This window comes from Peribacillus sp. TH27, from assembly GCF_016650915.1.
GTDB classification, from domain to species: Bacteria; Bacillota; Bacilli; order Bacillales; family DSM-1321; genus Peribacillus; species Peribacillus butanolivorans.
In genome coordinates this window covers 1,651,831-1,677,921 of record NZ_JAEKEV010000002.1, presented here as the reverse complement: position 1 = coordinate 1,677,921, position 26,091 = coordinate 1,651,831, and the positions used below count along the sequence as shown (strand labels likewise).

At 38.4% G+C, this 26,091-nt stretch carries 30 protein-coding genes, 1 tRNA gene and 1 pseudogene; 18 read left to right on the top strand and 14 right to left on the bottom strand.

Annotated features, from left to right (window positions below):
- Window positions 1-227: 227 nt before the first annotated feature.
- Both JFU24_RS09490 and JFU24_RS09485 read right to left on the bottom strand, forming a co-directional pair.
- Window positions 228-887, bottom strand: coding sequence for a lytic transglycosylase domain-containing protein (locus tag JFU24_RS09490; RefSeq protein ID WP_342214681.1), 660 nt, complete (start codon window positions 885-887; stop codon window positions 228-230).
- 24 nt (window positions 888-911) lie between these two features.
- On the bottom strand, window positions 912-1,490 hold the full coding sequence (locus tag JFU24_RS09485; RefSeq protein ID WP_201181814.1) for a CYTH domain-containing protein: 579 nt from the start codon (window positions 1,488-1,490) through the stop codon (window positions 912-914).
- 326 nt (window positions 1,491-1,816) lie between these two features.
- On the opposite strand from JFU24_RS09485, the gene JFU24_RS09480 reads away from it, so the two are divergent.
- Genes JFU24_RS09480 through JFU24_RS09470 form a run of 3 tightly spaced genes read left to right on the top strand, consistent with a single transcriptional unit; the run spans window position 1,817 to window position 4,200 of the window.
- On the top strand, window positions 1,817-2,437 hold the full coding sequence (locus JFU24_RS09480) for a GTP pyrophosphokinase (protein ID WP_053345007.1): 621 nt from the start codon (window positions 1,817-1,819) through the stop codon (window positions 2,435-2,437).
- A 51-nt stretch (window positions 2,438-2,488) separates the two neighbouring features.
- Window positions 2,489-3,283: an NAD kinase gene (locus JFU24_RS09475; protein ID WP_053345008.1), complete on the top strand. Its 795-nt coding sequence runs from the start codon at window positions 2,489-2,491 to the stop codon at window positions 3,281-3,283.
- Window positions 3,284-3,300: 17 nt separating this feature from the next.
- On the top strand, window positions 3,301-4,200 hold the full coding sequence (locus JFU24_RS09470) for an RluA family pseudouridine synthase (RefSeq protein WP_201249883.1): 900 nt from the start codon (window positions 3,301-3,303) through the stop codon (window positions 4,198-4,200).
- A gap of 108 nt (window positions 4,201-4,308) precedes the next feature.
- Here JFU24_RS09470 and prpE read toward each other — a convergent pair whose 3' ends face one another.
- The gene (gene prpE, locus JFU24_RS09465; protein ID WP_201181809.1) at window positions 4,309-5,052 is read right to left on the bottom strand and encodes a bis(5'-nucleosyl)-tetraphosphatase PrpE; all 744 of its coding nucleotides are present in this window, start codon (window positions 5,050-5,052) and stop codon (window positions 4,309-4,311) included.
- 114 nt (window positions 5,053-5,166) lie between these two features.
- Here prpE and mgtE point away from each other — a divergent pair, with 114 nt between their 5' ends.
- The gene (gene mgtE, locus JFU24_RS09460; RefSeq protein WP_201181808.1) at window positions 5,167-6,540 is read left to right on the top strand and encodes a magnesium transporter; all 1,374 of its coding nucleotides are present in this window, start codon (window positions 5,167-5,169) and stop codon (window positions 6,538-6,540) included.
- 149 nt (window positions 6,541-6,689) lie between these two features.
- Entirely contained in the window at window positions 6,690-7,463 is a 774-nt protein-coding gene (fabI, locus tag JFU24_RS09455; RefSeq protein ID WP_201249882.1) for an enoyl-ACP reductase FabI, read from the top strand.
- A gap of 28 nt (window positions 7,464-7,491) precedes the next feature.
- Here the strand turns inward: fabI and JFU24_RS09450 are convergent, their stop codons facing one another.
- From JFU24_RS09450 to JFU24_RS09440, 3 genes are read right to left on the bottom strand one after another with little or no spacing between them, the layout of a single operon-like run.
- On the bottom strand, window positions 7,492-8,670 hold the full coding sequence (locus tag JFU24_RS09450) for a Ger(x)C family spore germination protein (RefSeq protein ID WP_201249881.1): 1,179 nt from the start codon (window positions 8,668-8,670) through the stop codon (window positions 7,492-7,494).
- Window positions 8,667-10,190 carry a spore germination protein gene (locus tag JFU24_RS09445; RefSeq protein ID WP_309558768.1) on the bottom strand — a complete coding sequence of 508 codons (1,524 nt, stop codon included), beginning with the start codon at window positions 10,188-10,190 and terminating at the stop codon, window positions 8,667-8,669. Before JFU24_RS09445 ends, JFU24_RS09450 begins: the two co-directional genes overlap by 4 nt.
- Complete coding sequence (locus JFU24_RS09440; RefSeq protein WP_201249880.1) at window positions 10,150-11,283, bottom strand: GerAB/ArcD/ProY family transporter; 1,134 nt, start codon at window positions 11,281-11,283, stop codon at window positions 10,150-10,152. The genes JFU24_RS09445 and JFU24_RS09440 overlap by 41 nt, the downstream gene beginning before the upstream one ends.
- A 229-nt stretch (window positions 11,284-11,512) precedes the next feature.
- On the opposite strand from JFU24_RS09440, the gene JFU24_RS09435 reads away from it, so the two are divergent.
- Genes JFU24_RS09435 through JFU24_RS09425 form a run of 3 tightly spaced genes read left to right on the top strand, consistent with a single transcriptional unit; the run spans window position 11,513 to window position 12,806 of the window.
- Window positions 11,513-11,827, top strand: a complete 315-nt coding sequence (locus tag JFU24_RS09435) for a hypothetical protein (RefSeq protein ID WP_053345015.1) — start codon at window positions 11,513-11,515, stop codon at window positions 11,825-11,827.
- 11 nt (window positions 11,828-11,838) lie between these two features.
- A complete protein-coding gene (locus JFU24_RS09430) occupies window positions 11,839-12,426 on the top strand; it encodes a hypothetical protein (protein WP_201249879.1) in 588 nt (195 codons plus the stop codon).
- Between the two features lie 14 nt (window positions 12,427-12,440).
- Window positions 12,441-12,806 (top strand): DUF1360 domain-containing protein, encoded by a 366-nt coding sequence (locus JFU24_RS09425; protein WP_053345017.1) that lies wholly within the window; start codon window positions 12,441-12,443, stop codon window positions 12,804-12,806.
- 325 nt (window positions 12,807-13,131) lie between these two features.
- Here JFU24_RS09425 and JFU24_RS09420 read toward each other — a convergent pair.
- Window positions 13,132-14,486, bottom strand: a pseudogene (locus tag JFU24_RS09420) (IS1182 family transposase).
- A gap of 392 nt (window positions 14,487-14,878) precedes the next feature.
- Here JFU24_RS09420 and JFU24_RS09415 point away from each other — a divergent pair.
- The 6 genes from JFU24_RS09415 (at window position 14,879) to JFU24_RS09390 (ending at window position 17,896) form a co-directional block, all read left to right on the top strand.
- A complete protein-coding gene (locus tag JFU24_RS09415) occupies window positions 14,879-15,376 on the top strand; it encodes a YhcN/YlaJ family sporulation lipoprotein (RefSeq protein WP_098174851.1) in 498 nt (165 codons plus the stop codon).
- 18 nt (window positions 15,377-15,394) lie between these two features.
- Complete coding sequence (gene spoVAC / locus JFU24_RS09410; protein ID WP_053345019.1) at window positions 15,395-15,865, top strand: stage V sporulation protein AC; 471 nt, start codon at window positions 15,395-15,397, stop codon at window positions 15,863-15,865.
- Window positions 15,866-15,868: 3 nt separating this feature from the next.
- Window positions 15,869-16,894, top strand: coding sequence for a stage V sporulation protein AD (gene spoVAD, locus JFU24_RS09405; RefSeq protein ID WP_057217808.1), 1,026 nt, complete (start codon window positions 15,869-15,871; stop codon window positions 16,892-16,894).
- Window positions 16,895-16,910: 16 nt separating this feature from the next.
- Window positions 16,911-17,267: a stage V sporulation protein AE gene (gene spoVAE, locus JFU24_RS09400; RefSeq protein ID WP_053345021.1), complete on the top strand. Its 357-nt coding sequence runs from the start codon at window positions 16,911-16,913 to the stop codon at window positions 17,265-17,267.
- A 103-nt stretch (window positions 17,268-17,370) separates the two neighbouring features.
- Window positions 17,371-17,523 carry a YjcZ family sporulation protein gene (locus JFU24_RS09395; RefSeq protein WP_201221655.1) on the top strand — a complete coding sequence of 51 codons (153 nt, stop codon included), beginning with the start codon at window positions 17,371-17,373 and terminating at the stop codon, window positions 17,521-17,523.
- A 118-nt stretch (window positions 17,524-17,641) separates the two neighbouring features.
- Window positions 17,642-17,896, top strand: coding sequence for a stage VI sporulation protein F (locus tag JFU24_RS09390; RefSeq protein WP_053345022.1), 255 nt, complete (start codon window positions 17,642-17,644; stop codon window positions 17,894-17,896).
- Window positions 17,897-17,963: 67 nt separating this feature from the next.
- Here JFU24_RS09390 and JFU24_RS09385 read toward each other — a convergent pair whose 3' ends face one another.
- Window positions 17,964-20,237 (bottom strand): ATP-dependent helicase, encoded by a 2,274-nt coding sequence (locus JFU24_RS09385; RefSeq protein ID WP_201225000.1) that lies wholly within the window; start codon window positions 20,235-20,237, stop codon window positions 17,964-17,966.
- Between the two features lie 156 nt (window positions 20,238-20,393).
- On the opposite strand from JFU24_RS09385, the gene JFU24_RS09380 reads away from it, so the two are divergent.
- Window positions 20,394-20,585 (top strand): hypothetical protein, encoded by a 192-nt coding sequence (locus tag JFU24_RS09380; protein ID WP_201249878.1) that lies wholly within the window; start codon window positions 20,394-20,396, stop codon window positions 20,583-20,585.
- A gap of 153 nt (window positions 20,586-20,738) precedes the next feature.
- Here the strand turns inward: JFU24_RS09380 and JFU24_RS09375 are convergent, their stop codons facing one another.
- From JFU24_RS09375 to JFU24_RS09355, 5 genes are all read right to left on the bottom strand, one after another.
- Window positions 20,739-21,224, bottom strand: a complete 486-nt coding sequence (locus JFU24_RS09375) for a spore coat protein (protein ID WP_201181794.1) — start codon at window positions 21,222-21,224, stop codon at window positions 20,739-20,741.
- A gap of 236 nt (window positions 21,225-21,460) precedes the next feature.
- A complete protein-coding gene (locus tag JFU24_RS09370; RefSeq protein ID WP_056528256.1) occupies window positions 21,461-21,724 on the bottom strand; it encodes a hypothetical protein in 264 nt (87 codons plus the stop codon).
- A gap of 161 nt (window positions 21,725-21,885) precedes the next feature.
- Window positions 21,886-22,311, bottom strand: coding sequence for a GNAT family N-acetyltransferase (locus JFU24_RS09365; RefSeq protein WP_201221651.1), 426 nt, complete (start codon window positions 22,309-22,311; stop codon window positions 21,886-21,888).
- Between the two features lie 4 nt (window positions 22,312-22,315).
- Window positions 22,316-22,831, bottom strand: a complete 516-nt coding sequence (locus JFU24_RS09360; protein ID WP_201221649.1) for a YjcG family protein — start codon at window positions 22,829-22,831, stop codon at window positions 22,316-22,318.
- A 92-nt stretch (window positions 22,832-22,923) separates the two neighbouring features.
- Window positions 22,924-23,646 (bottom strand): alpha/beta hydrolase, encoded by a 723-nt coding sequence (locus tag JFU24_RS09355; protein ID WP_053345028.1) that lies wholly within the window; start codon window positions 23,644-23,646, stop codon window positions 22,924-22,926.
- A gap of 188 nt (window positions 23,647-23,834) precedes the next feature.
- On the opposite strand from JFU24_RS09355, the gene JFU24_RS09350 reads away from it, so the two are divergent.
- Window positions 23,835-24,392, top strand: coding sequence for a phosphatidylglycerophosphatase A family protein (locus tag JFU24_RS09350; protein ID WP_201249877.1), 558 nt, complete (start codon window positions 23,835-23,837; stop codon window positions 24,390-24,392).
- Window positions 24,393-24,418: 26 nt separating this feature from the next.
- Here JFU24_RS09350 and JFU24_RS09345 read toward each other — a convergent pair whose 3' ends face one another.
- A complete protein-coding gene (locus JFU24_RS09345; protein ID WP_201221645.1) occupies window positions 24,419-24,640 on the bottom strand; it encodes a hypothetical protein in 222 nt (73 codons plus the stop codon).
- A gap of 206 nt (window positions 24,641-24,846) precedes the next feature.
- Between JFU24_RS09345 and JFU24_RS09340 the strand changes: the two genes are divergently transcribed.
- Window positions 24,847-24,918: transfer RNA gene (locus JFU24_RS09340), tRNA-Val, on the top strand.
- A 413-nt stretch (window positions 24,919-25,331) separates the two neighbouring features.
- Window positions 25,332-25,856, top strand: coding sequence for a type 1 glutamine amidotransferase domain-containing protein (locus tag JFU24_RS09335; protein ID WP_201221643.1), 525 nt, complete (start codon window positions 25,332-25,334; stop codon window positions 25,854-25,856).
- Window positions 25,857-26,091 lie beyond the last annotated feature (235 nt).

The window sequence follows — 26,091 nt, the reverse complement described above, 5'->3', positions numbered from 1 at the left end:
ACTCCTTTTAAAAGAAAGATGGTTGATATTTATTCATATTTTAACAATGACGTACTCATAAAACAATTATATAGCTTGAAGAAAGTTTTACATCTGTATTATGACAAGGGAAAATAAATAAAAAAAACCGCTTTTTTGGCGGTTTTTAAATCTGTGTGAGGTGTAAATATAGCTATATCTTTCCACTAAAAAAAGCTGACCCAATTTAAATTAAGGGCCAGCTTTTTTTAGCTGGAGAATGTGGTGAAAACTTTTTGAACATAGTTTTGTGTTTCTTTAAAAGGTGGAATGCCGTTATATTTATCGACATTACCTGGTCCGGCATTATAAGCAGCAAGGGCAACTTGGATATCTCCGTTATAACGAGTTAGCATTTGGCTCAAATATTTACTCCCACCCATAATGTTTTGTTCTGGATCTGTGATATCATCCACACCTAGGCTACGGGCAGTTGCGGGCATTAACTGCATAAGGCCTGCAGCACCTGCATAGCTAGTAGCTTTAGGATTAAAGTTCGATTCTTGTTTAATAACTGATTTAATTAGTTTTTCTGGGAGATTATATAAAGTGGCCGCCTGGCTGATAATGTCATCATAATTTGTAACAGTTTCGCTAGCTTTATGGCTAGTATTGGCGGTTTTTAACGGATTTATAGATGTCAGGTTGGTGGATTGAAGAATGGATTTTGCTTCAGTTTCCACATTAGACAGCAAGGATCCCAATGACTGCGATGTACCTTTTAAAGTATCACTCGAAACCAGTTCCGACAGCATGTCCTGGAAAATGGATTGAGATGAATTAGTATTTGTGATGTCGCCAGTTGTGAATTTCTGGATGGACAGCAGTTCAATAAATGTCTTGAAATCTTGGATTTTCAAACGCTCCACCTCCGAATTTGGGTTTTGTTAGGATTAGTCCTGGAATTTGGCCATATAAAACCTCTTAACTTTATTTTCGGTTTTTCTTACCGGAATTTGAAGGGTTTCTAGGAGAGTAAGGAAAATTTTTTTTCCAGTTTCAGCATCTGTTACTTCGTATTCAAGCTCAAAGTCTTCCTGATTTACATACGAACTGTGGTCTAAAACAAGAATCCCTCCTTGGTATGGAAATTCAAAACGGTCTGTCTGCAGGGTCCCAAAGCAAGTAAACTCATTAGGATTGAGCCCGCTTTCGAGAATTAGATGCTTGATTGGCCCTTCAGGAAAAGTATTATGGTTTAGAAATAAATAAGCGGTTTCCTTAGTTATATCTTGATTCGTTTCTAATAGTCCTTCTGTTGCCGGTTGTTTTAAAGTTAGCTCGTATCGTTCATTTTTTTCCCTGATTCGAAGTGCAGAGTTTTGATTTTTTAAATTGAATTTCAAAGTATCAAAATAATGATTTTGCTGAGATTTAAAGTTCGAGGTGCAGATTTGAAAATAATCAATTAGTTGACTAAACTCCTTTTCATTTAAAAGGTTTTTAAATTCAATTTCAATATGCTGGCTCATGTGTTTCCTTCCTTTCTGCCTGTTATCTTAGATTAATCATATAAGAACCATTCCTGCTGTCAAATTGAATACAATAATTTTTAGTTATTGTACTTGAATATTTAGGAATCAATTGCCGGATATGATAAAATATAAACGTTAAGCATGATGAAGTGGATTACAGTATATAGAGAAATTATACATATTATTATTTCTGGACGATTTTAAAAGATCCATGTGTAAAGGCAGTTAGCTATAGAGCTGCCGGATTAGAGAGAAGAATCGAAGCGTCCTGCCCATACCAGAGTTGAACAGGCGCTTTTTCGATTGATATAGGTGGTGTGGCAATGGAGAGTTGGGACGATTTCTTGGCGCCTTATAAACAGGCTGTTGAAGAATTGAAGGTTAAGTTAAAGGGATTAAGGAAACAGTTTGAAAGAGAGAATATTCACTCGCCTATCGAATTTGTAACAGGCAGAGTAAAGCCGATTGTCAGCATTTTGGATAAGGCGAGTCAGAAGGATATTCCTATTGATAAATTAGGCACTGAAATACAAGATATCGCAGGCCTTCGGATGATGTGTCAGTTCGTGGATGATATCGAACAGGTTGTAGAGCTTTTACGCGGTCGCAATGACTTCGAAATAGTCGAAGAGAGGAATTATATTTCTCATAAAAAAGCAAGCGGCTACCGTTCTTATCATGTTGTCATACGCTATCCGGTTCAGACAATTCATGGCGAGAAAAATATTCTTGCTGAGATTCAGATTAGAACTTTAGCGATGAATTTTTGGGCGACGATTGAACACTCGTTAAATTATAAATATAAAGGTATTTTTCCCGAAGATATTCAAATACGGTTGAAACGAGCAGCAGAAGCAGCATTTCTGCTGGATGCAGAAATGTCGCAAATACGTACGGAAATTCAGGAAGCACAGCGTCTTTTTTCAAGAAAAAAAGATTCTTAAAAACGATAATAGTGAAATAAGAAGAAATCTAAAATAGTAAGGTGGGATTATATGAAATTTGCGATTACGTCAAAAGGAGATGCGAAATCTAATACTTTAATGCAAAGGATGAGAACGTATCTTCAGGACTTTCATTTGGAATATGACGAAGATCAGCCGGATATTGTAATTTCGGTCGGTGGTGATGGTACATTGTTATATGCTTTTCATCGTTATAAGAACCGCTTAGATAAGACAGCCTTCGTTGGAGTACATACAGGTCATCTTGGGTTTTATGCAGATTGGACCCCGGATGAAATTGAAAAATTGGTGATAGCATTAGCAAAAACACCATTTCAAATTGTTGAATATCCGCTACTTGAAACGATTGTCCGATATCAGCATGGAGGACGTGAAGCAAGATTTTTGGCATTAAATGAATCTACAGTCAAAAGTGTTGAAGGAACCCTTGTCATGGATGTGGAAATACGTGGCCAGCACTTTGAGACGTTCCGTGGTGATGGTTTATGTATTGCGACACCGTCAGGAAGCACAGCTTATAATAAAGCGCTTGGGGGAGCGATTGTCCATCCTTCGATTGATGCAATCCAGATTACCGAATTGGCATCCATTAATAACCGGGTGTTTAGGACGGTCGGATCACCACTTCTGCTGCCGGCTCATCATACATGTATGTTCCGGCCCGTCAATGCCGTCAATTTTCAAATCACGATTGATCATTTAACCCTGCTTCAGGAAGATGTAAAATCGATTCAATGCCGTGTTGCTGATGAAAAGATTCGTTTCGCTAGATTCCGCCCATTTCCATTCTGGAAAAGAGTTCATGATTCATTTATTGCTAACTAAGGAGCTCAGATCACTACATGTCAAATCAAAACTTTTCTTTAACTTGGTCGGTTTCTGAAGAGGATTCTGGCTCTTTACTGCGGGAATTTCTCAGCAAATACGATATCTCAAAACGAGCATTAACGGATATTAAGTTTAAAGGTGGTTTAATCAAGGTGAACGGTTTAGAAGTGACAGTGAGGGAGCGGATTAATACTGGTGACAGCGTCACAGTCATATTTCCTCCGGAACAGGCAAGTGAGGGCCTTCTGCCGGAACCCATCCCACTTCTTGTCAGGTACGAAGATGAATTTGTATTGGTAGTTGTCAAGCCTCCTTCTATGAACACCATTCCATCTCGTGAGCATCCCAATGGCAGTCTTGCGAATGGGTTGGCAGGGTATTATAAGAAGATGGGAATCCATGCAACGATTCATATTGTTACAAGACTTGACCGTGATACATCGGGTTTGGTTTTAATTGCCAAACATCGACATATCCATCATCTTTTAAGTGAGCAACAAAAATCTGGACAAGTTAAACGGCGATACCAAGCAATTGCTGAAGGACTTGTTAACGGACCAAAAGGAATGATAGAGGTGCCAATCGGACGGAAATCGACCAGCATTATTGAAAGGGAAGTTCGGGAGGATGGTCGCTATGCCTGTACTCTTTTTGAGGTATTAGCCCAAACTGAAACCTATACATTTCTTAATTTGGAGCTCCTAACTGGGAGGACACACCAAATCAGGGTGCATATGGCTCATATTGGACACCCGCTTGCTGGGGATGATTTATATGGAGGACACAGGGAAATGATCGCCCGTCAGGCCCTGCATTGTTTCGAATTAAAATTTCTTCATCCTTTTACCAAGAAGGTGATGTTGTTTCAAGAAAAATTACCGCAGGATATGATACATTTGCTTGATGGGAATTAATGGTTGAGAGGTCATTGCATTTGTAATGAAGGTAAAACGTCAAAAATAAGAATATAATTTAAATCTGTCGTCACAAAAGAACTCACCAAAATGGCGAGTTTTTTTTGGTTAATCAAAAGAAGTCCTGAACTTCTCTGCTATATAAGGCATTGTTGAAGGCACATCTTGAAGATCCATTTCAGGATAACGGACAGCAGTTAGTTTTCCACCGAAGACACAGCCGGTATCAATGTTGTATGTATGATTGACTTGTCTTGCCTCCGGAACCGGTGTATGCCCATACACAATCCAGGCTTTCTCTTTGTAGTACTGGGCCCAGTCCTTTCTGACCGGCGAGCCGTCTGGATGCTTGGTGCCATTGATATCTCCGTAAAGGACAAAAGTTTTTACTTTACTTCCATATTGACCGATATAATCGGCCCGAATACCAGCATGCGCAATAATTAAACGGCCCTCATCGATGAGTTGATAGAGTGGGGATCGTTCATACAAATCGATGAATTTTTTTCGGATTTTCTTCTGCTCCCGAACGTTTAAGGATTGATATTCAGCTACTGTAGTCTCTAAACCATGAGATACTTGCACTTTATTGCCTGAAAAATAACGATACAGTTTATTGCAATGATTACCTGGAGCATATAGCGCAATATTTTGGTTAATGACTAATTCATAGACCACTTCAATTACACGGAGAGAATTTGGGCCGCGATCGGTTAAATCCCCTACAAAGCCAAGAATTCTTCCCGAGGGATGGACAGGTATGCCGCTTTCCCAGGTATATCCCATTTTTTCTGTCAGCTGCCTAAATTCGGTGAAACATCCATGGATGTCCCCAATGATATCAATGTTCATTTGTCACACCCTTTGTTTGTTTTGTATATGTTTATGGTATTAGTATAGTATTATTTAAAAAAATAAAATATAAACGAGGAAATTAAAAAATAAGTTTATTGGAGGTGTTTAGTTATGGAAGAGTTGAGGGAACTGGAAAGAAATCAAATGAATAATGAACTATTGCTTGACGCACTTAAAACAGAAAACCTAGATCAGTTCCGCACGGAGTTCCTAGAAATGCATCCATACGATCAGGCTCAATTTTATACAAGCTTGTCGGATGAATTTAGGTCAGTTGTGTACAAATATTTATCTCCGGAAGAAATGGCTGGTCTATTTGAAAACATTGAAATAGATGAAGACGATTACGAAAGCCTCCTCGCTGAAATGAATCCTTCTTACGTAGCTGATATGCTTTCCCATATGTATGCGGATGATGCTGCAGACGTGTTGAATGAGATAAATGATGAGCAGGCCGTTAGCTACTTGACGATCATGGATGATGAAGCAGCTAGTGAAATCCAGGAGCTTCTAAACTATGAGGAATCTACAGCAGGAAGCATAATGACGACAGAGTTCATTGCTATTGAGGCGAACGAAACGGCTCGCTCAGCGATGCAGATTTTGAAACGGGAAGCACCGCAAGCAGAAACGATTTATTATGTATTTGTTACAGACCAAGATAAGAAACTGCTTGGTGTGTTATCGCTCCGGACCTTGATTATCGCTGATGAAGAGGCTTTAATTAGTGATTTAATGGATGACAGGGTAGTATCCGTTCCTGTAACAGAAGATCAAGAAGAGGTGGCCCGTAAAATAAGGGATTATAATTTCCTCGCTGTACCGGTCGTAGATTTTCAAAACCATTTGTTAGGGATCATTACAGTTGATGATATCATCGATGTCATGGACGAAGAAGCATCCGATGATTATTCTAAATTAGCGGGTATATCAGATCTTGACCACGTCGATAAGAGTCCATTTTCAGCTGCAAAAAAACGGCTGCCATGGCTGGTCATTCTCTTGTTTTTAGGTTTGTTGACTGCGAGTCTGATTGGTCGATTTGAAGAGACACTAAGCCAAAAAGCCATTCTTGCTGTTTTTATTCCATTGATTGGTGGCATGGCTGGAAATACAGGAACACAAGCACTGGCAGTAGCGGTTAGAGGAATTGCAACAGGGGAATTAGAACAGGAAAGCAAGTGGAAACTGGTCCTTCGAGAGGCTGGAACTGGCCTTATTATTGGTCTAACATGCGGAATTGCCATCATTTTTATCGTCTTTTTTTGGCAAGATGATTTTATGCTTGGATTATTAGTCGGTATTTCGATTTTCATTACTCTAATCGTTGCCACACTTGCAGGTTCACTTGTCCCGCTCCTCATGCATAAAATGAAGATTGACCCAGCGGTAGCTTCCGGTCCTTTCATTACAACCATCAACGACCTTATTAGTATACTGATTTACTTCGGATTGGCAACATTATTCATGGGGTATTTACTGTAAGCGAAAAGGTTAACCACTCGCTAACAGGATTTCAAAATGTTTAATGCAAGCAGTAGATTAGAAAACGGTGTTTTTCTCACCATAAATTTGTTATACTGTCATTAGTAGCAGGTACTAATAACTTGTATCAAAATAGGAGGTCACATACGATGACTTTTTCATTAGATGGAAAAACGTTTGTCATAATGGGTGTTGCCAATAAAAGAAGTATTGCTTGGGGAGTGGCCCGTTCCTTACACAAAGCAGGTGCCAAGTTGATATTTACTTATGGGAAAGAACGTACAGAAAAGAGCGTCAGGGAGCTATCTTCCACTTTGGAAGGTGAGCCTGCAATCATATTGCAATGTGATGTAACAAAGGACGAAAGCATTGAAAAATGTTTTGCGACGATCAAGGAAGAAGCAGGTATCATTCATGGTGTAGCACACAGTATCGCATTTGCAAATAAGGAAGAGCTGGACGGTGATTTTGTTAACACGAGCCGTGAGGGTTTCTTGCTTGCTCATAATATTAGTTCGTTCTCTTTAACAGCTGTAGCTAAAGCAGCGAAAGAAATTATGACAGAAGGCGGCAGTATTGTCACAATGACGTACCTTGGCGGTGAACGAGTTATGCCAAACTATAATGTAATGGGAGTGGCTAAGGCGTCACTTGAAGCCAATGTACGTTACTTGTCGAGTGACCTTGGTAAGGATAACATTCGTGTGAATGCAATTTCTGCTGGTCCAATACGTACATTATCTGCAAAAGGAGTACGTGATTTTAATACAATCTTGAAGAAGATTGAAGAAGAAGCACCGCTCCGTCGTACGACGACACCTGAAGAAGTGGGAGATACGGCTGTGTTTTTACTCAGTGACATGTCCCGCGGGATTACTGGTGAAAATATTCATGTGGATTCCGGTTACCATATAATCGGATGATAGAAGGGGACCAATCAAGGTCCCCTTTTTATTGATTTTCAATTCCTTTATCCTTCTGTCCATCAAAGATTGGTGTTAATCTTTGTTTTCCGGTATCTTGAATTTCTACATCAATCTGGATAGACCTGAGTGTGTCTTCTTCTAATGGAATTCTCCCTTTGATTTCAATTTTCTTCCAAGCTTTATTATCCTTGCGGTAGAGTGTTTCAGAAAGCCTGAGGAGGTCGATCTCCCTTTTTTGTGTATATTGAAACGTTTTATTTATTTCCTTTTTGATAGAGCGCATTATTTCTTTTTCATATTGTTTACGTGTTATATCCATTATCATCATTTCAACACTAGCTTTAAGTTTCATTTTTACATCAAAACGAACTGTTCCATTTTTCTCTACAACAGGAATTATTTTAGTCTTTTTATCGTAAATAACAACAAATGCGTCATTTTTAGTTTCTGGGAAAATGGTTAAGTTGTCCCGAACGAAATCTTTATTGAACCATCTTCCTCCATTCATCACCTTCTTAGGTAGAATTGTTTTTATTTTATTTTCTGAAATGATAGCTACCCTTTCTATTAATAAATCCTGCTTCTTTTCATTCTGACCGGTCCATTGCTCTGTGATTTTTAGTTGTGGAATCGCCACTTGATGAGCAGGTTCATCAAGTTCAATAATGAGTTCTCTTAAATTAATAGGTGGGATAAAAGAGCTTTGCTTATAGTTACCATCTGGATCGCTTAATTTTGAAAAGGCCATGGAAACATTTTCGATAGGAGAAATGAGCATTGCATCTTTAAGTGGGTCTTTAGCCATAAAAAAGTAAATCCGGTAGCGTGTTTCGCGGTAGCGGTCCAAAAAATCAGCAATATACTTGAGGCCGCCTACTTTCATGGCTTCTTCCGAAAAAATTACAAAAGAGAGATGACCCCAATAAATACGGCGATCGGTCGTATGATACAAATTAAATATGGCTTCGTCCAATGTGTTTCCGGTAGCGCGCCCAACATCTGCTTGGCTAAGTGAACTGAGGTCTCCTCTTGCTTCCGATCTTGCTAACCCTTTCACGTTGATAATTTGAAGGTAAACAATGACCTTCCCGTCTTTGTAATCGATTCCTAAACCGTTTGCATAAACGAGACGTTCAGGTTCATTTGAATCCCAGCAGCCTGAAAGTATAGAAACGCACAACAGTAGGAGGAGTGTATTTTTCATTTTTGTCCATCATCGCCTTTCCTCGTAGGATCTTTTGAAGAAAAGATAGATGGGCGTTTTTTATCCAAAGAGGGAGGTATCTGAAAAAGAGTTTTTACAATATTGGACAAGCTTAAGTTGGCGGTCACTTCCATGTAAGGAACACCTAATATTCGGATATTACATACATACACACATAGAAATAGAGCTACCAGCATAAATGCAAAAAGTCCTAAAAAAGAAGCAGAAATAATAGCTAGGAGCCTTATTAAGCTGATGACGCCATTGATGGATTGATTGACCAATGTGTAAGTAGCGACCGCTGAACCAGCAATGACTACGAGCATGGCGGGACTTGTCAAACCGGAACGAATTGCTGCATCTCCAATGATTAAAGCACCCAATACACTTAATGTTGGCCCGACTGAAGTAGGTAATCGCATGCCTGCTTCTTTGAATATTTCAAACACGATGACCATGGTAATCGCTTCCAATGAAGTGGGAAGTGGCAATCCCCTTCTTGATTCGACTACAGTAGCAAGCAGAATCAGTGGAATTTGGTCTTGATGAAAGGTGGTTAAAGCAACCCAAAATCCTGGCAAAAGCGCAGCGACAAAAATGCCAAATAATCGAAGAGCTCTTTCAAAGGAAGCATAGATAGACGTGTATTCATGATCTTCCGATGTTTTTAACACAATAAATAGGTTGATGGGTGTGATCATTGTGTAGGCAACGCCATCAATTAGAATTAATAGTCGGCCTTTTAAAAGGCATTGCACTGCAAAATCAGGCTTACCAGAATAGTCATGCCTTGGAAAGAGAAAAGAGGGCTGCTCTTCAATTAACTCCATAAATTGATTGCCCCCATATATCCCATCTATATCAATTGCTTCAATCCTTTTAGCTACAGTTTGAACCATTTCAGAGTCAGAGATATCATCCATATATAACAGGGCAACTTTAGTCAATGTTCGCCTGCCCACTTCGAAGTATTTTACACTTAAGGAATTTGTTCGCATTCGCTTTCGAATTAAAGCGACATTAATGGATAAATCTTCAATGAAATTATCTCTCGGCCCTTTTATCGTTACTTCTGTAGTTGTTTCCTCAGGACTACGCTGGGGTCGATTTGCAATGTTTACAGAAACCAAATAGTCGTATCCTTCAAAGTAAATCAATAATTTCCCAGAATAGATATCTGCGAACAACTCTTCCTTTGTGTTTATATCAGCAAGTTGAGGAAGATAAAGAGAGTCCTTTATGTCATTAATAGTTAATGTTCCTTTTGGATGTTTGCGGAAAAATAAAGTTAGCCTTTCAAATACAAGATTATTTAACAATTCAGTATCGACAAGCCCTTCACATCCAATTAATGTGACTTTTATCGGAGACTCATCACGATATAAACTGCTTTGGAAAAATACATCTCCTGAACTATGAAAAATTTCTTTTAAATCGTATTCGTCTTTTATTACGAGCTTCTCTGATTTTTCAATTTTACTATTCGGTTTGGATGGTTGCTTTTTCATTTTTTTGAACACCGGATGAGGACCTCCTTTTTCTACGATTACTGAAGAAAACAAAAATACTTAAAAGTATGGAAACCGCTAAAAAGAACCAGAATGTAATCGGCATAATAAATGTTTTAATAATGTCATATAAAATGACATCACTGAAGCTAAATGAATTGGAAACGATAAGAATAGCTGAATAGATAATGAGCAATTTCGTTTTGTTTCGCTTGTTTTTTATAGATAGCACTTCAAGTGATAAAAACAGGAAAAAGGATACCCTTATGAAGGCTCCAGTTAACCATTGGTAAATCGACAAGAAGTCAAGATGCTCAATGAATCTTCCCAAGGTGACTAATCCCCATTGCTCAAAGGCAGGGTACTTTTGTCTTGAAGCTTCGATTGGACCGAATTCAGTAATGGAGCCAATAAGGGGCCCAAGGATAAGCCAGGTAAGGATAAAGGTATTTATAACAAATACTTTAAATTTTATTTTCCCATGAACTTTTTGTTGCAAACAGAGAAACACGATCAATTCAATAAGCCCAGACAAAGGATAAATAATACCTGCAAAAACAGGAGACCAGCCATGTTCAAGAATTGGTTGCAAAAGTGAATAATTTTTAAATTGAATATTTGTGATTGCTACAAAAAAACCAAACAAGATTACCGCCGATAATACGAACGTATTGACAATAGCAATCGTTTGTATGTTTGTTGAGGCAAGGAAAAGGCATAAACCTGTAAATAGGATTATTTCAAAAATCGGTGGAGTTACGGGCAAGTAGGATACCTTTGTCCAAACAACCATCTCTTTCAATGAAACCGCAGCTAATGAAGTGAAAAAGAGACTCACAGTAATGGATAAAATCCTGCCTGGTACCTTCCCGATATTTTTTTCCACCCATACAAATATATTTGCCTGACCTGTGGCTTTATGGATATAGAATAAGAGCAGACACCAAATCAATATCAGGCCAAAAGCAAATAGAACAGAAATCCAGGCATCCCTTTTGGCAGCCGGTAACAAATGAGGAAGAATCGTTACATGGTTTTTCAGTCCGATCGCAGTCATTACGATTAAAGATAGTTGTACGATTGAAATTTTACCATTTTTAACCATCTATAATATACTCCTTTAATAACCATTATTTTTTTAGGTTACTCCATTAACCCCCAGCTTATCCAAGTTTTAATGAGTGTCCCTTTTTTAGGAGAAGGGCACAACACCAGCATAAAAAAGGGTGAATTTCATATAGTTGATACATAGAGCAGATATTCATTGTTTGGGGAAAATCAGCAGAATCCTGTTTTCTACCTTATTGGGTCGATGAGAAAAGGAGGAGGACATCATGGACGTGAAAAAGGATCGTCTGCCTTGTACTGTTGGTAAGCAAACAGTACACAATACTCCGAAGAGCCAAATAAATTTGAATAGAGAAAACTTCACCACTTCGTTTAGTACCGAAGAAATGGTGGAGTTATTGTCCCGACTTCCAGCCTTTGCACCTAAACCAGTTTGTAAGTTCATCATCAATGGTCGTACAATGTTTGGTAAGTTGGAACATAAAAAAGAATCCAGTCTTTTTATTAGGCATAAATTTGGTAAAAAGGTTGTTCAATACCATATAGAGCAGCTGCAGTCTGTGGATATTCTGAAATATTAAGGAGGATTTGCATGTCAGAGAATAAAAGCGATAAGGACTCCAAACCCCTTTTATATGTCAATCAGGCTAAGATATCGGATCAACGAGGGAATATGCAAAGTGATTACCGAACGAAAAAAGGTACACATCAGGAAACGGTAGAGCATGAATCTGTGGAAACGGAGCAGGGAGAAGAGAAAATAGAAAAAATCAAGCGGGAATTTGGAGTATTTGATGCTATGAAAGAAATTGAATCAGAAATTACGGCTATTAAAAAAATTACTGATCAATATGTTCCAGAGCAGCCATCAGTTGAGCAAACTGAACTTCCTGTACAAGAAGAAAAGGAAAAGGTTGTAAAGAAGAAAAAGAAAAAGGTGGAGAAAAAGGTGGAGGATAAGGTGGAGAAAAAGGAATCCTCAAGTGAAATCATAACTCGTCTATCCAAGCATCAAGGTTATCCAAAGCCGGTATGTGAGGCGGTTATTAACGGAGAAACGCTTAAGTTTCAGGTATTGGGAATGAGGGGGGAATCAGTGAAAATTAAAAGAGGAAATCATATTCGCTTCGTCGGTCTCCCGAATATTATTGATGCCAAAATTATTGAAGAATCCAAGTGAAGGAGCAGAATTGAATGTTTCTCTCACAGCATGAGTTCACCTTAATACTTCTATTAGGTTTAGCTTCATTTAGGCTGACACGCTTAATTGTTTTCGATAAAATTATGGAACCTTTGCGCCGTCCTTTTTTTAAAGAGATAGAAGAAAAGAATGAAAAGGGTGATGTGGAGATTTATTTAATTCCTAAGGAAAAGGGTTTGCTTGGCTGGTTTGGACAATTGCTAAGCTGTTTTTGGTGTGTGGGTATCTGGGTCAGTCTATTTCTGGTTTTGCTTTATCTACAACAGTTATTTATAGGGGAAGTGCTGATTTTAATCCTCGCAGTTGCCGCAGTAGGGTCAATCTTAGAGGTTATAATCAGCAGAATTTTGGACATTTGATTGGAAACAACTTGTCTCTTCAATCATATAGTATGGTATAGAGGGAAAAGGGGGAGTCACAATTGAATAACAAGCAAAGTCCATGGACGTATGCAAAACCGGTGAAAAAGGAACAACCGGTCAAAATAAAAAAAGACTGTGGCTGCAATAATAATAATAAAAATAAGGGCTATTGAATGAAAAAAAAACCTTTCCGAATTGGGAAGGTTTCAGTTTGTAGACAAAAGGGGTCCAGAATGTTTTAATTCTGGACCCCTTTTGAAATTCCCTTTGAATTTTGATCAAGATTAAGAGATTGGGCCTCTACGAGCCCACGCCCACTTTATTAAGCCATTATTGGACCTTGCCATGTCCAATTGGCAATCTTCTTTAAATTCATGGCAGCGAATGTAAGCATCGCCTGCATCGACAATTTTTTAAGTCCCCTTAAAGTAGTCCAACGCATACCATGCTTTTCTTTTGCATCTGCGAATACACGCTCTATTGTTTCTTTGCGTTTCGCATATATAGGTTTTACATCCTTGTGGTGACGCAGATGATCTGCTTCTTCCATATAATTTTGCCAGATATGGCGTGTCACCACTTTTTGATGGTCTTTGCTTACTGTACACTGTGATAAAAATGAGCATGTCAAGTGTGTTTGGGTGATTTGTACTCGCGATAGCCCTCTTTATTTGTTGTTGAGTACTTTAAAATCTCGCCCGATGGGCAGAGATAACAATTAAAATGTTCATCGTAAACATAGTCATACTTGCGAAAGAACCCTTCTTTTGTTCGTGGACGTGTATAGGGTAAAGCTGGTGTGATTTCTTTCCCAAAAAGGTAGCTTGTAATGGCTGGTGTTTTGTAAGCTGCATCTGCGGCAACAGCTTCAGGTTTTCCAACTTTCTCAATCACTTGTTCAACAAGAGGCTCTAAGATATGACTATCATGCGTATTTCCTGGTGTTACAATCGTCCCCAGCACAAAACCGTTGGGGTCTGCAGCCGCATGAAATGAATAGGCAAACTGTTTTGTTCGTTCATCTTTTACATAGTAGCCACTCTCAGGGTCAGTTGAACTTTCTTTAATTTCTTTGGTTTCTTCTTTATCAAATTTATCCGGTGGAAAAGGCTTCTTTCCATTGTTTTCACGATCTTGATTTATTTCTTCTTGAAGGCGTCCTTGATATGCTCGTGTTTCCTTACGAACGATTTTCTTTTCGAATTTCCGCTTATTCGCACTGGCTTTCACATGTGTTGAATCAACGAATACGTGCTCTGCACTAATTAACTTTCTTTCTGAGGCTGTCATTAAGATACGATAAAAAATCTGTTCAAACAGGTCTGTATCTTTAAAGCGAAGCTCATAATTTTTCCCGAACGTTGAGAAGTGAGGTACTTTATCATGGAAACCGTAACCTAAAAACCAACGGTAAGCCATATTCGTTTCAACTTCTTCAATCGTTTTACGCATCGAACGAATACCGAAGGTATATTGAATGAATGTCAATTTAACTAAAATAACTGGATCAATACTTGGGCGGCCTATCTCTGAATACATCTCTTTCACCAAGTCATAAATGAAAGTGAAGTCAATGGCCCCCTCAATTTTACGAACCAAATGGTTCGCTGGCACCAGTTGATCCAAAGTAATCATTTCAAGTTGATCTCGCTGAATAGAATTATGTTTCGAAAGCATCGTCATCACCACAAGTTTTAATACTCCTATATTAAAACAAAAAAGACTGTAGGAAAAAGTGTTTATTTCTAATTGTTAAAACAAAGTTGATTGGAACGGAAGGTGCGAGACTCCTGCGGGAAAAGCGTGTCCAAGGGAGACCCCACAGGCGCAAAGGCGCCGAGGAGGCTCCCTGACCGCCCGCGGAAAGCGAGTGCCTGGAGTGGAAATCAACGTTCGAATTTTTACAACCCCTCAAAAAAACTGTAGACAAACTCGATTTTCATCGAGTTTGTCTACAGTTTGAAACCTTTCAGAATTGGGAAGGTTTTTTTATTTCCTAATCCTACCATTCATAAAAAAACAGTTAAACAAGAAAATAAAAATAGAACAATAAATTAGGATGTGATTCTATGTTCAGACGAGGAAGTTATTTATATGTTATCTGGATGGTTTTTGCAGTAGTTGTGTGTTTGCTAACAGCCTGTAGCAGTAAAGGAGACGGAAAAACAGAAAACTTAGCGTTAATTAAGCGCACGAATCCTGAACCGATGGATATCATTAATGGAATGGATGAAAAGGATGAAAAAGGACTCATTTCAAAGGTCAAGGAGACAGTAGCCAACGAAGACACCATCTATGATGTAATCGTGGTGAAAAATGGAAAAAAGATTATCGTCGCCTATAAAGTTAAGCACTTGAAACGTTTTCATATGAAAAAAATTGAAAAGAACGTGACTGGCAAGTTGGAAGAAAAGTTTCCAAAGTATGATTTTATCGTTTCGAGCGATTATAAAATCTTTTTGGAATCTTTAAGATTGAATGAGTTTCTTAAGGAAAAAGAGGTTCCTGAGAAAAAGGCAATAAAGAAGTTCAAGGAAATTGAAGAACTTCAAAAAGAATTAATATAGAAAGAGAGGTTTCTCAATATGAGCAGCAAGGAGAACACAACCCCCCAGCAGGATGCGTATAAAGAGCTTCAAGAGAAGCATGAAATAAAAAGGCCAATCCTGAAGAATTGTATAAAAGCCTTTTTAGTAGGCGGTATTTTCTGTTTAGTAGGACAAGCTATTTCTTACTTTTATATTTATTTTTTCAACTTTACGGAACAGACAGCCGGAAGCCCAACGACTGCGACCATGGTGTTTCTCGCACTTTTAATGACTGGCTTCGGATTTTACGACCGCATCGGACAGTTTGGGGGAGCAGGGAGTGCTGTCCCAGTAACGGGATTCGGTAACGCAGTTATTTCAGCAGCAATCGAACACCGGACGGAAGGATTTGTTCTTGGTGTTGGTTCCAATATGTTTAAATTGGCCGGATCGGTGATTCTATTTGGTGTATTTTCAGCCTTTGTCGTGGCGTTGATTAAAACGATTTATCAAATGATTGGGGGCTAAGCGGTGTTAAAGGGAAAACAAACATGGACGTTCGCCAATAAACCGGTCATTTTGGAAACAGGGGTAACCGGTGGGCCTTTTGAGGCAAATGGAGAAATCGCCGGAGATTTCGATATCCTGTACAGTGATTTATGGATGGAGCAGGATTCGTATGAGAAGGCTCATCGTCATTTGATGGAGAAAGCGGTGGAGCTTGCATTGGAGAAAGGTAAGATAGACAAGGAAAAGGTACAATTTTTCTTGGCGGGTGATTTAATCAATCAGATTACACCCACAAGTTTTGCGGCTAGAACAAATGGTATTCCATATTTCGGTCTGTTTGGTGCCTGCTCTACTTCAATGGAGGGGCTTGCACTATCGGCCTTCATAACCAATTATGGAGGAGCGAACTATGTGTTAACGGGGGCTTCAAGCCATAATGCAGCTGTTGAAAAGCAATTCCGTTATCCGACTGAGTATGGCGGGCAAAAACCACCCACAGCTCAGTGGACGATAACAGGGGCAGGGGTAGCGCTGGTTGCTCCAAACGGTAGCAAGCAGGGAGTATTTCCCCATATTGTTTCAGCCACTATCGGTAAGGTCATTGACATGGGATTGAAAGATCCTTTCAATATGGGAGGAGCAATGGCCCCAGCGGCTGTCGATACGATTTTAGCACATTTCAACGATACGGGTCTGACCCCAGATGATTATGATTTGATCATTACAGGTGATTTAGGACAAATAGGCAGAGAAACGGCAATGGATCTATTAAAGCAGAAAGGCTGCAAGATCAATCAGGAAAAATTCAAAGATTGCGGTTTGATGATATTTAAAAAGGACCAGCCTGTTATGGCAGGCGGTAGTGGCGCGGGATGTTCAGCAGTGGTTTTATATGGCCATATACTTAATGAAATGATTCAAGGTAAATATAAAAAAATCCTGCTTGTTGCAACAGGAGCATTATTATCACCGCTATCTGTTCAACAAAAAAATTCAATTCCATGTATTGCCCATGCGGTGGCCATTGAGTATGGGATGAATTCGTGAAAAAGGAGAGATTTGGATGTTAGCAATGTTTTTTTGGGCCTTTGTCATCGGGGGCTTGATTTGTGTAGTCGGCCAGCTTCTTTTCGATGTGGCTAAGCTGACACCAGCACATACCTTAAGCCTGTTCGTTGTAATTGGAGCTGTACTTGGAGGGTTTGAATTATATGAACCGCTTGTTGATTTTGCCGGGGCAGGAGCTACCATACCAATCGTATCGTTTGGGAATTCGCTTGTAGGCGGTGCCATGCTAGAAGCGGATAAACATGGACTCGTTGGCGTACTTACCGGTATGTTTGAAATCACGAGTTCCGGTATCTCGGCAGCCATCATCTTTGGATTCATCGGTGCCTTAGTCTTTAGACCTAAAGGATAAAGTTTCAGTAGAATAGGCAGCCTGGACTAGGACATGGCCTATACATATTTGTCCTGACCTACATATGTTATCAGTAAGCTAAGCGAGAGCGAGGTGAATGAGTATGTTTGGTTTCGGTGGCTACGGCGGCGGCTACGGCGGATGTTGTGGCGGTGGCGGTTATGGATATGGCGGCGGTTTCAGCGGTGGATCTACGTTCGTTGTAATTGTTGTTTTGTTTATCCTATTGATCATTGTAGGGGCTTCCTTCTGCTAAAAGAAATGGAATAGGCAGAAGAAGCCTATTCCATTTCTTTTTATTTATATTTACATAATCCTTGCACCATTTTTCTGATACTTCCATAGGATAGGTACAGAAAAGGAGGGGCTTAGGCATGGATAATAACTTTTTTAAAAACATAGAAGGTAAAACGGGCGTAAATATGAAAGATGTATTAGAGTTGGCAAACTCTCTACAGGGTGCCAATTTTAAAGATGAATCTACTGTAAGGAGCGTTATTAAACGTGTTTCGAAAATAGCTAATAAACCTGTTACTAAGGAAATGGAGGATAAAATTGTTCACTCCATCGTAGCTGAAGGGAATAAACTGGATTTCGGGACGATTTCTAATATGATAAATAAAAAATAATCAAAAACAGGGGCCTGCGGTAGATGCAGCCCCCTGTTTTAATATCTAGTTACAGGTTAACCTTGGGTCAAAACTTTAAGAATCGTGAAGGGTGGGCGGTTCGTCCGCGTCTAGTTTGCAGGACGGAAAGGTAAAGATCCTTCTTCGCCCGGGTTGCTGCTACGTAGAGCAAGCGTCTTTCCTCTTCAAGAGGTGCAAGTTCCCCTTTCCGGTATGATTCAAGCGCAAAGTCATGCGGAATGCTGCCATCGACAGCAGCAAGAACGTAAACAGATTGATATTCAAGCCCTTTGGAACGGTGTATGGTCGTTAGTTGTATGGCATCTTTAAAATGTTTTGACAGCTGTTTAACCTCCTGGACCATGGCTGTCATATGGTCGACATGGTCTAGGAAGGAGGCGACGGTTGGAAAACGGTTTGCAGCCACTTTTAGGTCGCGGATATCATCAGAACCTTTTTCGAGATTGGCTTCATTTCCGCGTTTTTTTACATATTCTTGATACCCTAAATCTTTCTCGATGATTTCTAAAGCTACGAGCGGTGACATACTTTTTATAGCACGGATTTGTGTCGGAATCGTCTTTAATTTCCGTTCCTGAAAAGCATGTCCCGTTTTAACAAAAGCAAATGCATCAATAAAATCACAATCCTGAAGTATCGTCTGTGCCTTTAATTCCTGTAGTATACTTTGCTTTAAAAATAATGAAGAAAGGACATCCGATGCTGCCTTGCTATCCTGAGGAAATAGACTCAAACGCATGAAGGCAAGCATACCTCGAATCACTCGGCGCTGATAAAACGAATCCGCATCTTTTTCAATTACAAAGGGCAGATTTGAAGCTGCTAGTCTTTCAAAAATGGCCCGCGACATTGTATGTGTTCTGTACAAAACTGCAAAGTCACCAGGGTTTGCTCCTTTGGCGATTTTTTCCTGGATATCGGATACAATCATCGTGGCCTCTAATTCCTCATCATGAGGATAAAATAACACAGGAGGATTGCCATGATTATGCTGTGCACGCATCTTTTTTTCCATTCTGTGCTGATTGCGCTTAATCATCCGGTTGGCTGTAGCGACAATTTCATGTGAAGACCGGTAATTTTCGGTTAGTTTTACAACTTGAGAACCGGGGAAATCGTAATTGAAATTTAGAATATATTTCGGATCACTCCCACGGAATGAATAGATGGCTTGATCGTCATCTCCGACGGCGCAAACATTTTTTGATTCAGCCGAAAGAAGTTTTATCAGTTCATATTGAACTTTATTTATATCCTGAAACTCATCAACTAAAAAATAGTGAAACCTTTGCTGATACTTTTTTAAAAATTCTGGGTGATTTTTAAAAAATGTATAACAGCCGACAAGCATATCATCAAAATCGTATTTTCCTGTTTGCTCTTTATATTCTTCATAATTCTTATATAAAAATAGACAGGATTTTTCCCATTCGTCATTCGGTTTGATATCGTCTGGAAAAACCAATGAGTTTTTCCAAAGACCAATTTGCTGAAGAGCTTGATCATATGCAAATTCCTTATCATCGAGTTCCAATTCTCGACCAGCCTGTTTCAATATTTTTTCTTTCTCCCAATCCCACTTTAATAGTAAATCCCGTTGCCATTTGGTTGGCTCATGGAAAATCAGTATTTTATAAAAGATACTATGGAAGGTACCACTAACGATTTGAGAAACAAGGGAAGGAGTCATATAAGGGTAGCTTAGCAGGCGCTGTTGCATTTCCTTGGCGGATTTCGCCGTAAAGGTTACAAGCATGATACTTTTTGGATTGATCTTTTTTACCGTTAGCATATAAGCAGTCCGAACAGTTAATACCCGAGTTTTTCCGCTGCCGGCTCCTGATAGGACAAGAAGTGGTCCATCAATCGTCATTACTGCTTTTAATTGCTCCGAATCGAGTACTACTCCTCGTGCGGATAATTCTTGAAAGTAAGGGACTTCTAGTTGTTCTAGGATAGAAGGTTTATCTGTAAAAGGCGGGTTACCTGTAATCGTTCGGCTTTTTAGGTAAGGTTCAGTAATTGTTTTCGTTTCAGTAATGGTCCGTGATTTAGGAATCTTAAACCCATTCTGTTCCATATATTCTAATGGTTTATCCTCATTTATTGGTTCCAAATTTGGCACTTCACAGTCTGACCGTGAAGGGTCACTATGATAAAAATAGGGTGTCTCATGGATCCCGATAAATAATTTTAATGGTTTATGACAAATGATACAAGAAAGCTGGTCACGTTTTCCTTTTTCAAAAAGTGTCTGCAGCTCACCAGCTGAAACAGTATGTAAATGTACGATTTCATTGCCAGATTTTGCTTGATTCATATAAATGGATACCTCTAATCTATTAAAAATATCGGCAATATTCATCATACCAGAAGATTAGTAAAATAAGAATGTGAAAATGATGTTTCAATATCATCCCAGATGGGTAAGTAAATTAAATAACATTATTTCTATTTATAATGGAAAGGGATAACGATGGGATACATAGCACCTGTAACACAATTTGATTATATTCAATACGCCAACCGGATAGTCAAGGCTGCAGAGAATGTAAGAAATGTGAAAGAAACAGCACCCATTCAACCTATCCGTTATAATCAAGTTATGGAAGACGTAACGGAACGTTTTGAAAAAAAAACCAAATTTATTACCAAAACCAGGAAATAACAAATGGAACAGGAACTTATAAGATTCAAATCGGGATGAGGAAGAAAGAAGTACTAACGGCTGAAATAACAGGAATAGGGGGGATTTTAACGAAGTAGTGTAAATCTTTAATAAAAACAAAAGAGGACACGTAAGTGTCCTTTTTGTTCTTTCTTAAAGAATGTCTATTTCTACAATTAAAGCTAACAACAATTGCAGTAAAAGTTGGATGTTAATAGCGATATCTGCATCAGTTGTTGTAATATCGATATCACGGCTGTTTTCAACAATCGTTTTTTGGCGTGTAATTTGTCTTACATTAGAAGATTGAATTAACTCTTGGGTAATTCGATCAGCATTTTCAGAATCTGCAATGGAAATACTTACGATGACCGCAATTGCTGCTTGTAGAGCCGCTTGTAATGAAAGTGCCGCTTTAACATCTGTAGAAGTAACATTTACATTACAAGAATCTTTAATGTAAATTAGTTCTTCAGAAAGTTGAAGTTGAGAATTCTCCTGTCTTGCCTCTTGTTCAATCTGGTTTTCTTCGTTGCAGAATCCTGTTAAGGGATGGCGTGAAGCGGAATCTAGAGCCGACCATGATCTGTCAGAGTCTTCATGAGTGTTACAGTTGCTACGAAATACATTTTGGTTCATGTCGTTTTTTCCTCCTTAGGTTTTATTCCCTATTAAAATATGCTTGGATGGTTAATCTGGTTGGACGAATAAATCAATTCATTCGTCTATTTTTTAATACTTAAGAAAATTATTAGTGAGACGGGGATGAAATTATAACGAAGCTGGAACTTTAGGAATGAAATGTAAGTGTTGCTAGGTCTAGTTTTACTTAATTCTCCAGCAAGTAAGGTTTCTTTAGATAAATAATGGTGAAGTTATTTATCTTTCGAATCCCTATATTTGGTTTGATAAGAATTTGTTACTGGGTTAACATCATTTTCCGTGATTTTCTTTTCTTGGTTTATGAGAATTTGTGATTGTTCCTGTAAATAGCGGATGGTTTCTTTTAAGTTGTTTCTCTCTTTTTCAGACAAATCAACTTTCTCTTTTTTGAAACCATTTTTTCTCAAAGTCCGTGAAACCAGCAGTTCCATTAGTCTTTTTTGAGACTCCTCCAGGTTAAATTCATTGTTACTCATAAAATTTTCCCTCCTTCTTGCTTTCTATATATAGACTATGTATATTTGCGAAGATTGCCATTGAACGGAAACGGTTTTTTTAAAAGATTTAAAAATTAACTCGTGAAAACAAAAAAAAACGCTGCCCATCCAGAAAAATGGATGGACAGCGTTTTGTATTATTAAATGTTTTTCTTCATCGTTTTATGGGGTATGCCAGCGTCCATAAATTCATCGGAAACAATCTGATAACCTAGTTTCGAATAAAAAGGAATCGCGTGTAGCTGAGCATCAAGCTTTAATTGAGGAATTTTATTTTGTTCGGCAAATTCCCCAATAGCACTCATAATCATAGCACCAGCTCCATTTTTTCGTTCTGTTGAAAGTACACATATGCGCTGGACCTTACCAACGCCGTCAATGACCCTGAATCGCCCGGCCCCAACCGGCTGTTCTTGTTCATTATATAAAACGAAGTGAGTGGAGTCTTCTTCGTATTGATCAATCTCTTCTTCAATTGGGACATTTTGTTCATCGACGAATACTTTTTTTCTAATCATATAAGCATACTCACGCTCTTGGGTGTTCTCGGCAATTTTTACAAACACGAAATTATTCAGCTCCTAATCTAAATGTTTCATATACAGTCCATGCCCCATCTTCAAGCTGGTACAATAAGTGGATTCGCTTTACTTCTTCTTCCTGGCTAACATCTAGCATACTAAGTTGGCCTAAAACATCAGAGTGCTCATTATCGGATAAATCCTGAGCAATCGTAATATGCGGAACAAAGGCATGTTCACTTTCACTTTTACAAAATTTCTCATCGTGAAGTGCTACATGCAGCTCTTGAAGTTCCTCGGATAATTCGACTTTAAAATAAATTGTATTGCTCACGGGTTGGAAAGACTTCGCTTTCGTTACATTTAACTTAAAAGGCTGGAATTTTTTTGCAATGTCTTTTAATCGATCTGCAACTGTAGAAATTTCCATATCCGTAGCTTCAAACGTTTGTTTAAGTGTAATATGTGGTGGAATGAAAGCGTACTTCGTATCATAACGTTTTCGATAGGAGTTAGCTAAATCTTGAAGTTTTTTTGAAGGGAAAATTGCAACACCATATTTCATAATTGAAACCTCCTGAAATTTTTAATAGTTGTAATATTGTATTTGGATATGTTTTATAGAAACCTTTCTTAAAAGAAGGGTTTCTAGTTTTGTTAGAACATTTCCAATAGTGCTCTTTTTAAATCTGCCTGCCAATACTTCCAGGTATGATTACCTTCAAATTCTTCATAGAAGCAAGGAAATCCTTTTTGGTTTAATAATTTATGCAATTCCCGGTTAGGTTCTATAAAGTTAGCCCGATTTCCATCTGTCGTGGGAACATCGGTTTCCTCGGTCCCAATTACATGATAAAGTTCTAGGAGATGCGGATTCTCAAAATTACGGACGGCATCCAATACTGCTTCATTTGCAAGAGGAGATTGCATGATGCACTTCCCAAATGTATGAGGATATTGAAGAGCAGCCAATAAAGAAACAGTGCCACCAAGAGAGTCACCGATTAAAGCACGACCATGCCCCATTTGATAGGTTGGAAATTCATCATCTAAAAACGGAACAAGTTCATGGGCGAGAAAACGTATGTATTCAACGTGCTGTTCCCCATCTGGATGATATTTACGTCTGCGGTCAAATCGATCTTTATAAGGAATACCGACGACGATGATATTCTCAATTTCATCGTTCCCTAATAGTTCATCGGCTACGCGACCAATCCGTCCCATCTGAAAGTAATCACGGCCATCCTGAGCAATGACAAGCGAATATTTATATAGTGGAGAAAAATTAGCAGGCAAGTAAACAAGTAGCTCCAATTCTTCTGCTAAAGCTTCACTTTTAAACATGTACTCTTTTATCGTGCCTTTACGTAAACTCATTCTTCCGCACCTCTATAATTAATAATGAAAAACCACTTACTTGGCTATTTTATCACAGCTTCGCATCTTTTTCTCGTGACAAGAATTTCAAATAGAAAAATTTCATTTTATTTTCTGAAAATTTGAAATATAAGATGCTATAATGAAAGGATATAGAAAAATATTACAAAAAAAGAGGTGGCAGAGAAATGACAGATGTACACGTACACAGCAGGGAAGTAACAAGAGCGGCCAAGCAAACATTAATAGAACGTGGTGTCAGTGTGGAAGCCATTGCAGAAATTGTATATGAATTGCAGTTCCCTTACAAAGCTGATTTGAAATTGGAGGAATGCATTCGCGGCGTAGAGCGCGTTCTTTTAAAAAGGGAAATTCAACATGCTATTTTAGTCGGTGTGGAGCTTGATAAACTTGCTGAGCAAAAGAAGTTATCAGAACCGCTGCAATCAATTGTTGAATCGGATGAAGGCTTGTTCGGAGTGGATGAAACCATTGCCTTTGGTGCAGTTCTAGGCTACGGAAGCATTGCTGTGACAACCTTTGGACATTTAGATAAAAATAAAATAGGTGTCATTCACGAACTGGATAAGAAGCAAGAAGGAGTCGTTCATACATTCCTGGATGATATCGTTGCAAGTATTGCTGCGAGTGCCGCTTCAAGATTAGCACATCGTCTAAGAGATGAAGAAGAATCGTTAACTGAGAAAGAAAAGAACATTCAGGAAGAGGAAGAATTAATCGGTTAAATTTTTACGAAATAATACCATATTTTTCATCCGGATCTATCATACCTAGGTTTAATAAGGCGGGCAGAAAGAATATTGTCCATTTTAAATGTTCGTTTTGTCTGCCTTAGAAAACAATAGGCACGAATATGTCCTGGATTTATTTCAAGCACCTGAATTTTCCGCTGGGTAATCTTCCCTTGTTCGGAAAGATAAATAATCTCTAAGGGAATATTTCCCTCCATATGTTTACGAAGAATATATTTCATTTTTTATCACTCCTTAGCTTACTTTTATTATATGCGAACGTATGTTTTTTATGCAAATAAAAAAGAACGCTAGTTCGTATTTTTGGTAGAGAAATTCCTTTAAAGATAAACATAAAATTTTTTTGAAATAATTCGTTGACTTTTTATTAAAAAAACTTATAATAAATTATGTACTTAAGTAGTAGAACAAGCTAAATAATACATACGACTTGTTAGCTCAGTGGGAGAGCACTTCCTTGACAGGGAAGGGGTCGTGGGTTCGAATCCCTCACAGGTCATCCGAACGGCGGAAGCATTGTTAAGCAATGTTTTTGCCGTTTTTTATTTTATCATTTTACTATACAAAGAAGATCGTTACGTATAAACCTTACCCTCGAATATCTTGTTCGGGGGTTTTCTATGTCAATAGAATAGAATGGAACAGTGTCGATAATAGATATTTGAAAATGTAAATTTCTGTAGGAGGAAATGCTAGTTTCGGAGAAAAAATCATGAAAGACTAAAAATTCAATTGCAAGGAAAATATTAAAAAGGTAATTAAATGGTAAAATAACTGTGGGAACAGAGTAGCAAAAATAGATACTTTCATTGTTATATTAAAAGGTTAGCTGGTAGCAGGAAAGGGCAATATATGTGGAAGGATAGTAAAGTGAAGGGGAACCATGTATTTTAATAAAGAAGGAGAGATTACATGCGATTAGTAGGAAAGAAAATTATCAGTCTTGTGCACCATGATTTCGAAGATTTAGAGCTCTGGTATCCAATCTTGCGTTTAAAAGAAGAGGGAGCGATTGTTCACCTCGCTGGAGAAAAGGCAAATGAAACATATATTGGAAAATATGGTGTGCCTGCTGTATCAGATTTTGCATATAGTAGTATTAAAGCGGATGAATATGATGCCATCCTTGTCCCAGGAGGTTGGGCCCCTGATAAAATTCGTCGTTTTCCTGAAGTGATTACACTTATCCAGAACATGGAAGAAAGTAAAAAGCCAATCGGACAAATCTGTCATGCAGGATGGGTCTTAATCTCTGCTAAAATTTTGCAGGGGAAGAATGTTACGAGTACACCTGGTATTAGAGATGATATGGAGAATGCCGGGGCAACATGGATAGATAAGGCTGTTGTAGTAGACGGACATCTTGTATCCAGCAGACGTCCTCCAGATCTTCCAGATTATTTAAGAGAATTGATAAAAGTAATTGAAAAACGTTAAAACATAATATGACAAAAAAAGTGGTTTTTCCTCCTGGAGAAATCACTTTTTTATCAATGAATTTCTGATTAATTTTTAGAAAATATAATAAAGAACGAACCCGAAATGTTAGTAATTATGGTCTCAAAATTGTAACCGACTATACAGTAAAATTCAGGATACAGTAAACAAGGGCCTTGGGCACTGGTTGGGAAGTGTTATTGAGATGTTTGAAGGTAAGGTAAAAATCAGAAGA

Coding starts and splice junctions, on each gene's coding strand:
- JFU24_RS09485 (WP_201181814.1), bottom strand. CDS start 1,490: ATGAGCCAGCATATTGAAATTGAATTTAAAAACCTTTTAAATGAAAAG.
- JFU24_RS09480 (WP_053345007.1), top strand. CDS start 1,817: ATGGAGAGTTGGGACGATTTCTTGGCGCCTTATAAACAGGCTGTTGAA.
- JFU24_RS09475 (WP_053345008.1), top strand. CDS start 2,489: ATGAAATTTGCGATTACGTCAAAAGGAGATGCGAAATCTAATACTTTA.
- JFU24_RS09470 (WP_201249883.1), top strand. CDS start 3,301: ATGTCAAATCAAAACTTTTCTTTAACTTGGTCGGTTTCTGAAGAGGAT.
- prpE (WP_201181809.1), bottom strand. CDS start 5,052: ATGAACATTGATATCATTGGGGACATCCATGGATGTTTCACCGAATTT.
- mgtE (WP_201181808.1), top strand. CDS start 5,167: ATGGAAGAGTTGAGGGAACTGGAAAGAAATCAAATGAATAATGAACTA.
- fabI (WP_201249882.1), top strand. CDS start 6,690: ATGACTTTTTCATTAGATGGAAAAACGTTTGTCATAATGGGTGTTGCC.
- JFU24_RS09450 (WP_201249881.1), bottom strand. CDS start 8,670: ATGAAAAATACACTCCTCCTACTGTTGTGCGTTTCTATACTTTCAGGC.
- JFU24_RS09440 (WP_201249880.1), bottom strand. CDS start 11,283: ATGGTTAAAAATGGTAAAATTTCAATCGTACAACTATCTTTAATCGTA.
- JFU24_RS09435 (WP_053345015.1), top strand. CDS start 11,513: ATGGACGTGAAAAAGGATCGTCTGCCTTGTACTGTTGGTAAGCAAACA.
- JFU24_RS09430 (WP_201249879.1), top strand. CDS start 11,839: ATGTCAGAGAATAAAAGCGATAAGGACTCCAAACCCCTTTTATATGTC.
- JFU24_RS09425 (WP_053345017.1), top strand. CDS start 12,441: ATGTTTCTCTCACAGCATGAGTTCACCTTAATACTTCTATTAGGTTTA.
- JFU24_RS09415 (WP_098174851.1), top strand. CDS start 14,879: ATGTTCAGACGAGGAAGTTATTTATATGTTATCTGGATGGTTTTTGCA.
- spoVAC (WP_053345019.1), top strand. CDS start 15,395: ATGAGCAGCAAGGAGAACACAACCCCCCAGCAGGATGCGTATAAAGAG.
- spoVAE (WP_053345021.1), top strand. CDS start 16,911: ATGTTAGCAATGTTTTTTTGGGCCTTTGTCATCGGGGGCTTGATTTGT.
- JFU24_RS09395 (WP_201221655.1), top strand. CDS start 17,371: ATGTTTGGTTTCGGTGGCTACGGCGGCGGCTACGGCGGATGTTGTGGC.
- JFU24_RS09390 (WP_053345022.1), top strand. CDS start 17,642: ATGGATAATAACTTTTTTAAAAACATAGAAGGTAAAACGGGCGTAAAT.
- JFU24_RS09385 (WP_201225000.1), bottom strand. CDS start 20,237: ATGAATCAAGCAAAATCTGGCAATGAAATCGTACATTTACATACTGTT.
- JFU24_RS09380 (WP_201249878.1), top strand. CDS start 20,394: ATGGGATACATAGCACCTGTAACACAATTTGATTATATTCAATACGCC.
- JFU24_RS09375 (WP_201181794.1), bottom strand. CDS start 21,224: ATGAACCAAAATGTATTTCGTAGCAACTGTAACACTCATGAAGACTCT.
- JFU24_RS09370 (WP_056528256.1), bottom strand. CDS start 21,724: ATGAGTAACAATGAATTTAACCTGGAGGAGTCTCAAAAAAGACTAATG.
- JFU24_RS09360 (WP_201221649.1), bottom strand. CDS start 22,831: ATGAAATATGGTGTTGCAATTTTCCCTTCAAAAAAACTTCAAGATTTA.
- JFU24_RS09355 (WP_053345028.1), bottom strand. CDS start 23,646: ATGAGTTTACGTAAAGGCACGATAAAAGAGTACATGTTTAAAAGTGAA.
- JFU24_RS09350 (WP_201249877.1), top strand. CDS start 23,835: ATGACAGATGTACACGTACACAGCAGGGAAGTAACAAGAGCGGCCAAG.
- JFU24_RS09345 (WP_201221645.1), bottom strand. CDS start 24,640: ATGAAATATATTCTTCGTAAACATATGGAGGGAAATATTCCCTTAGAG.
- JFU24_RS09335 (WP_201221643.1), top strand. CDS start 25,332: ATGCGATTAGTAGGAAAGAAAATTATCAGTCTTGTGCACCATGATTTC.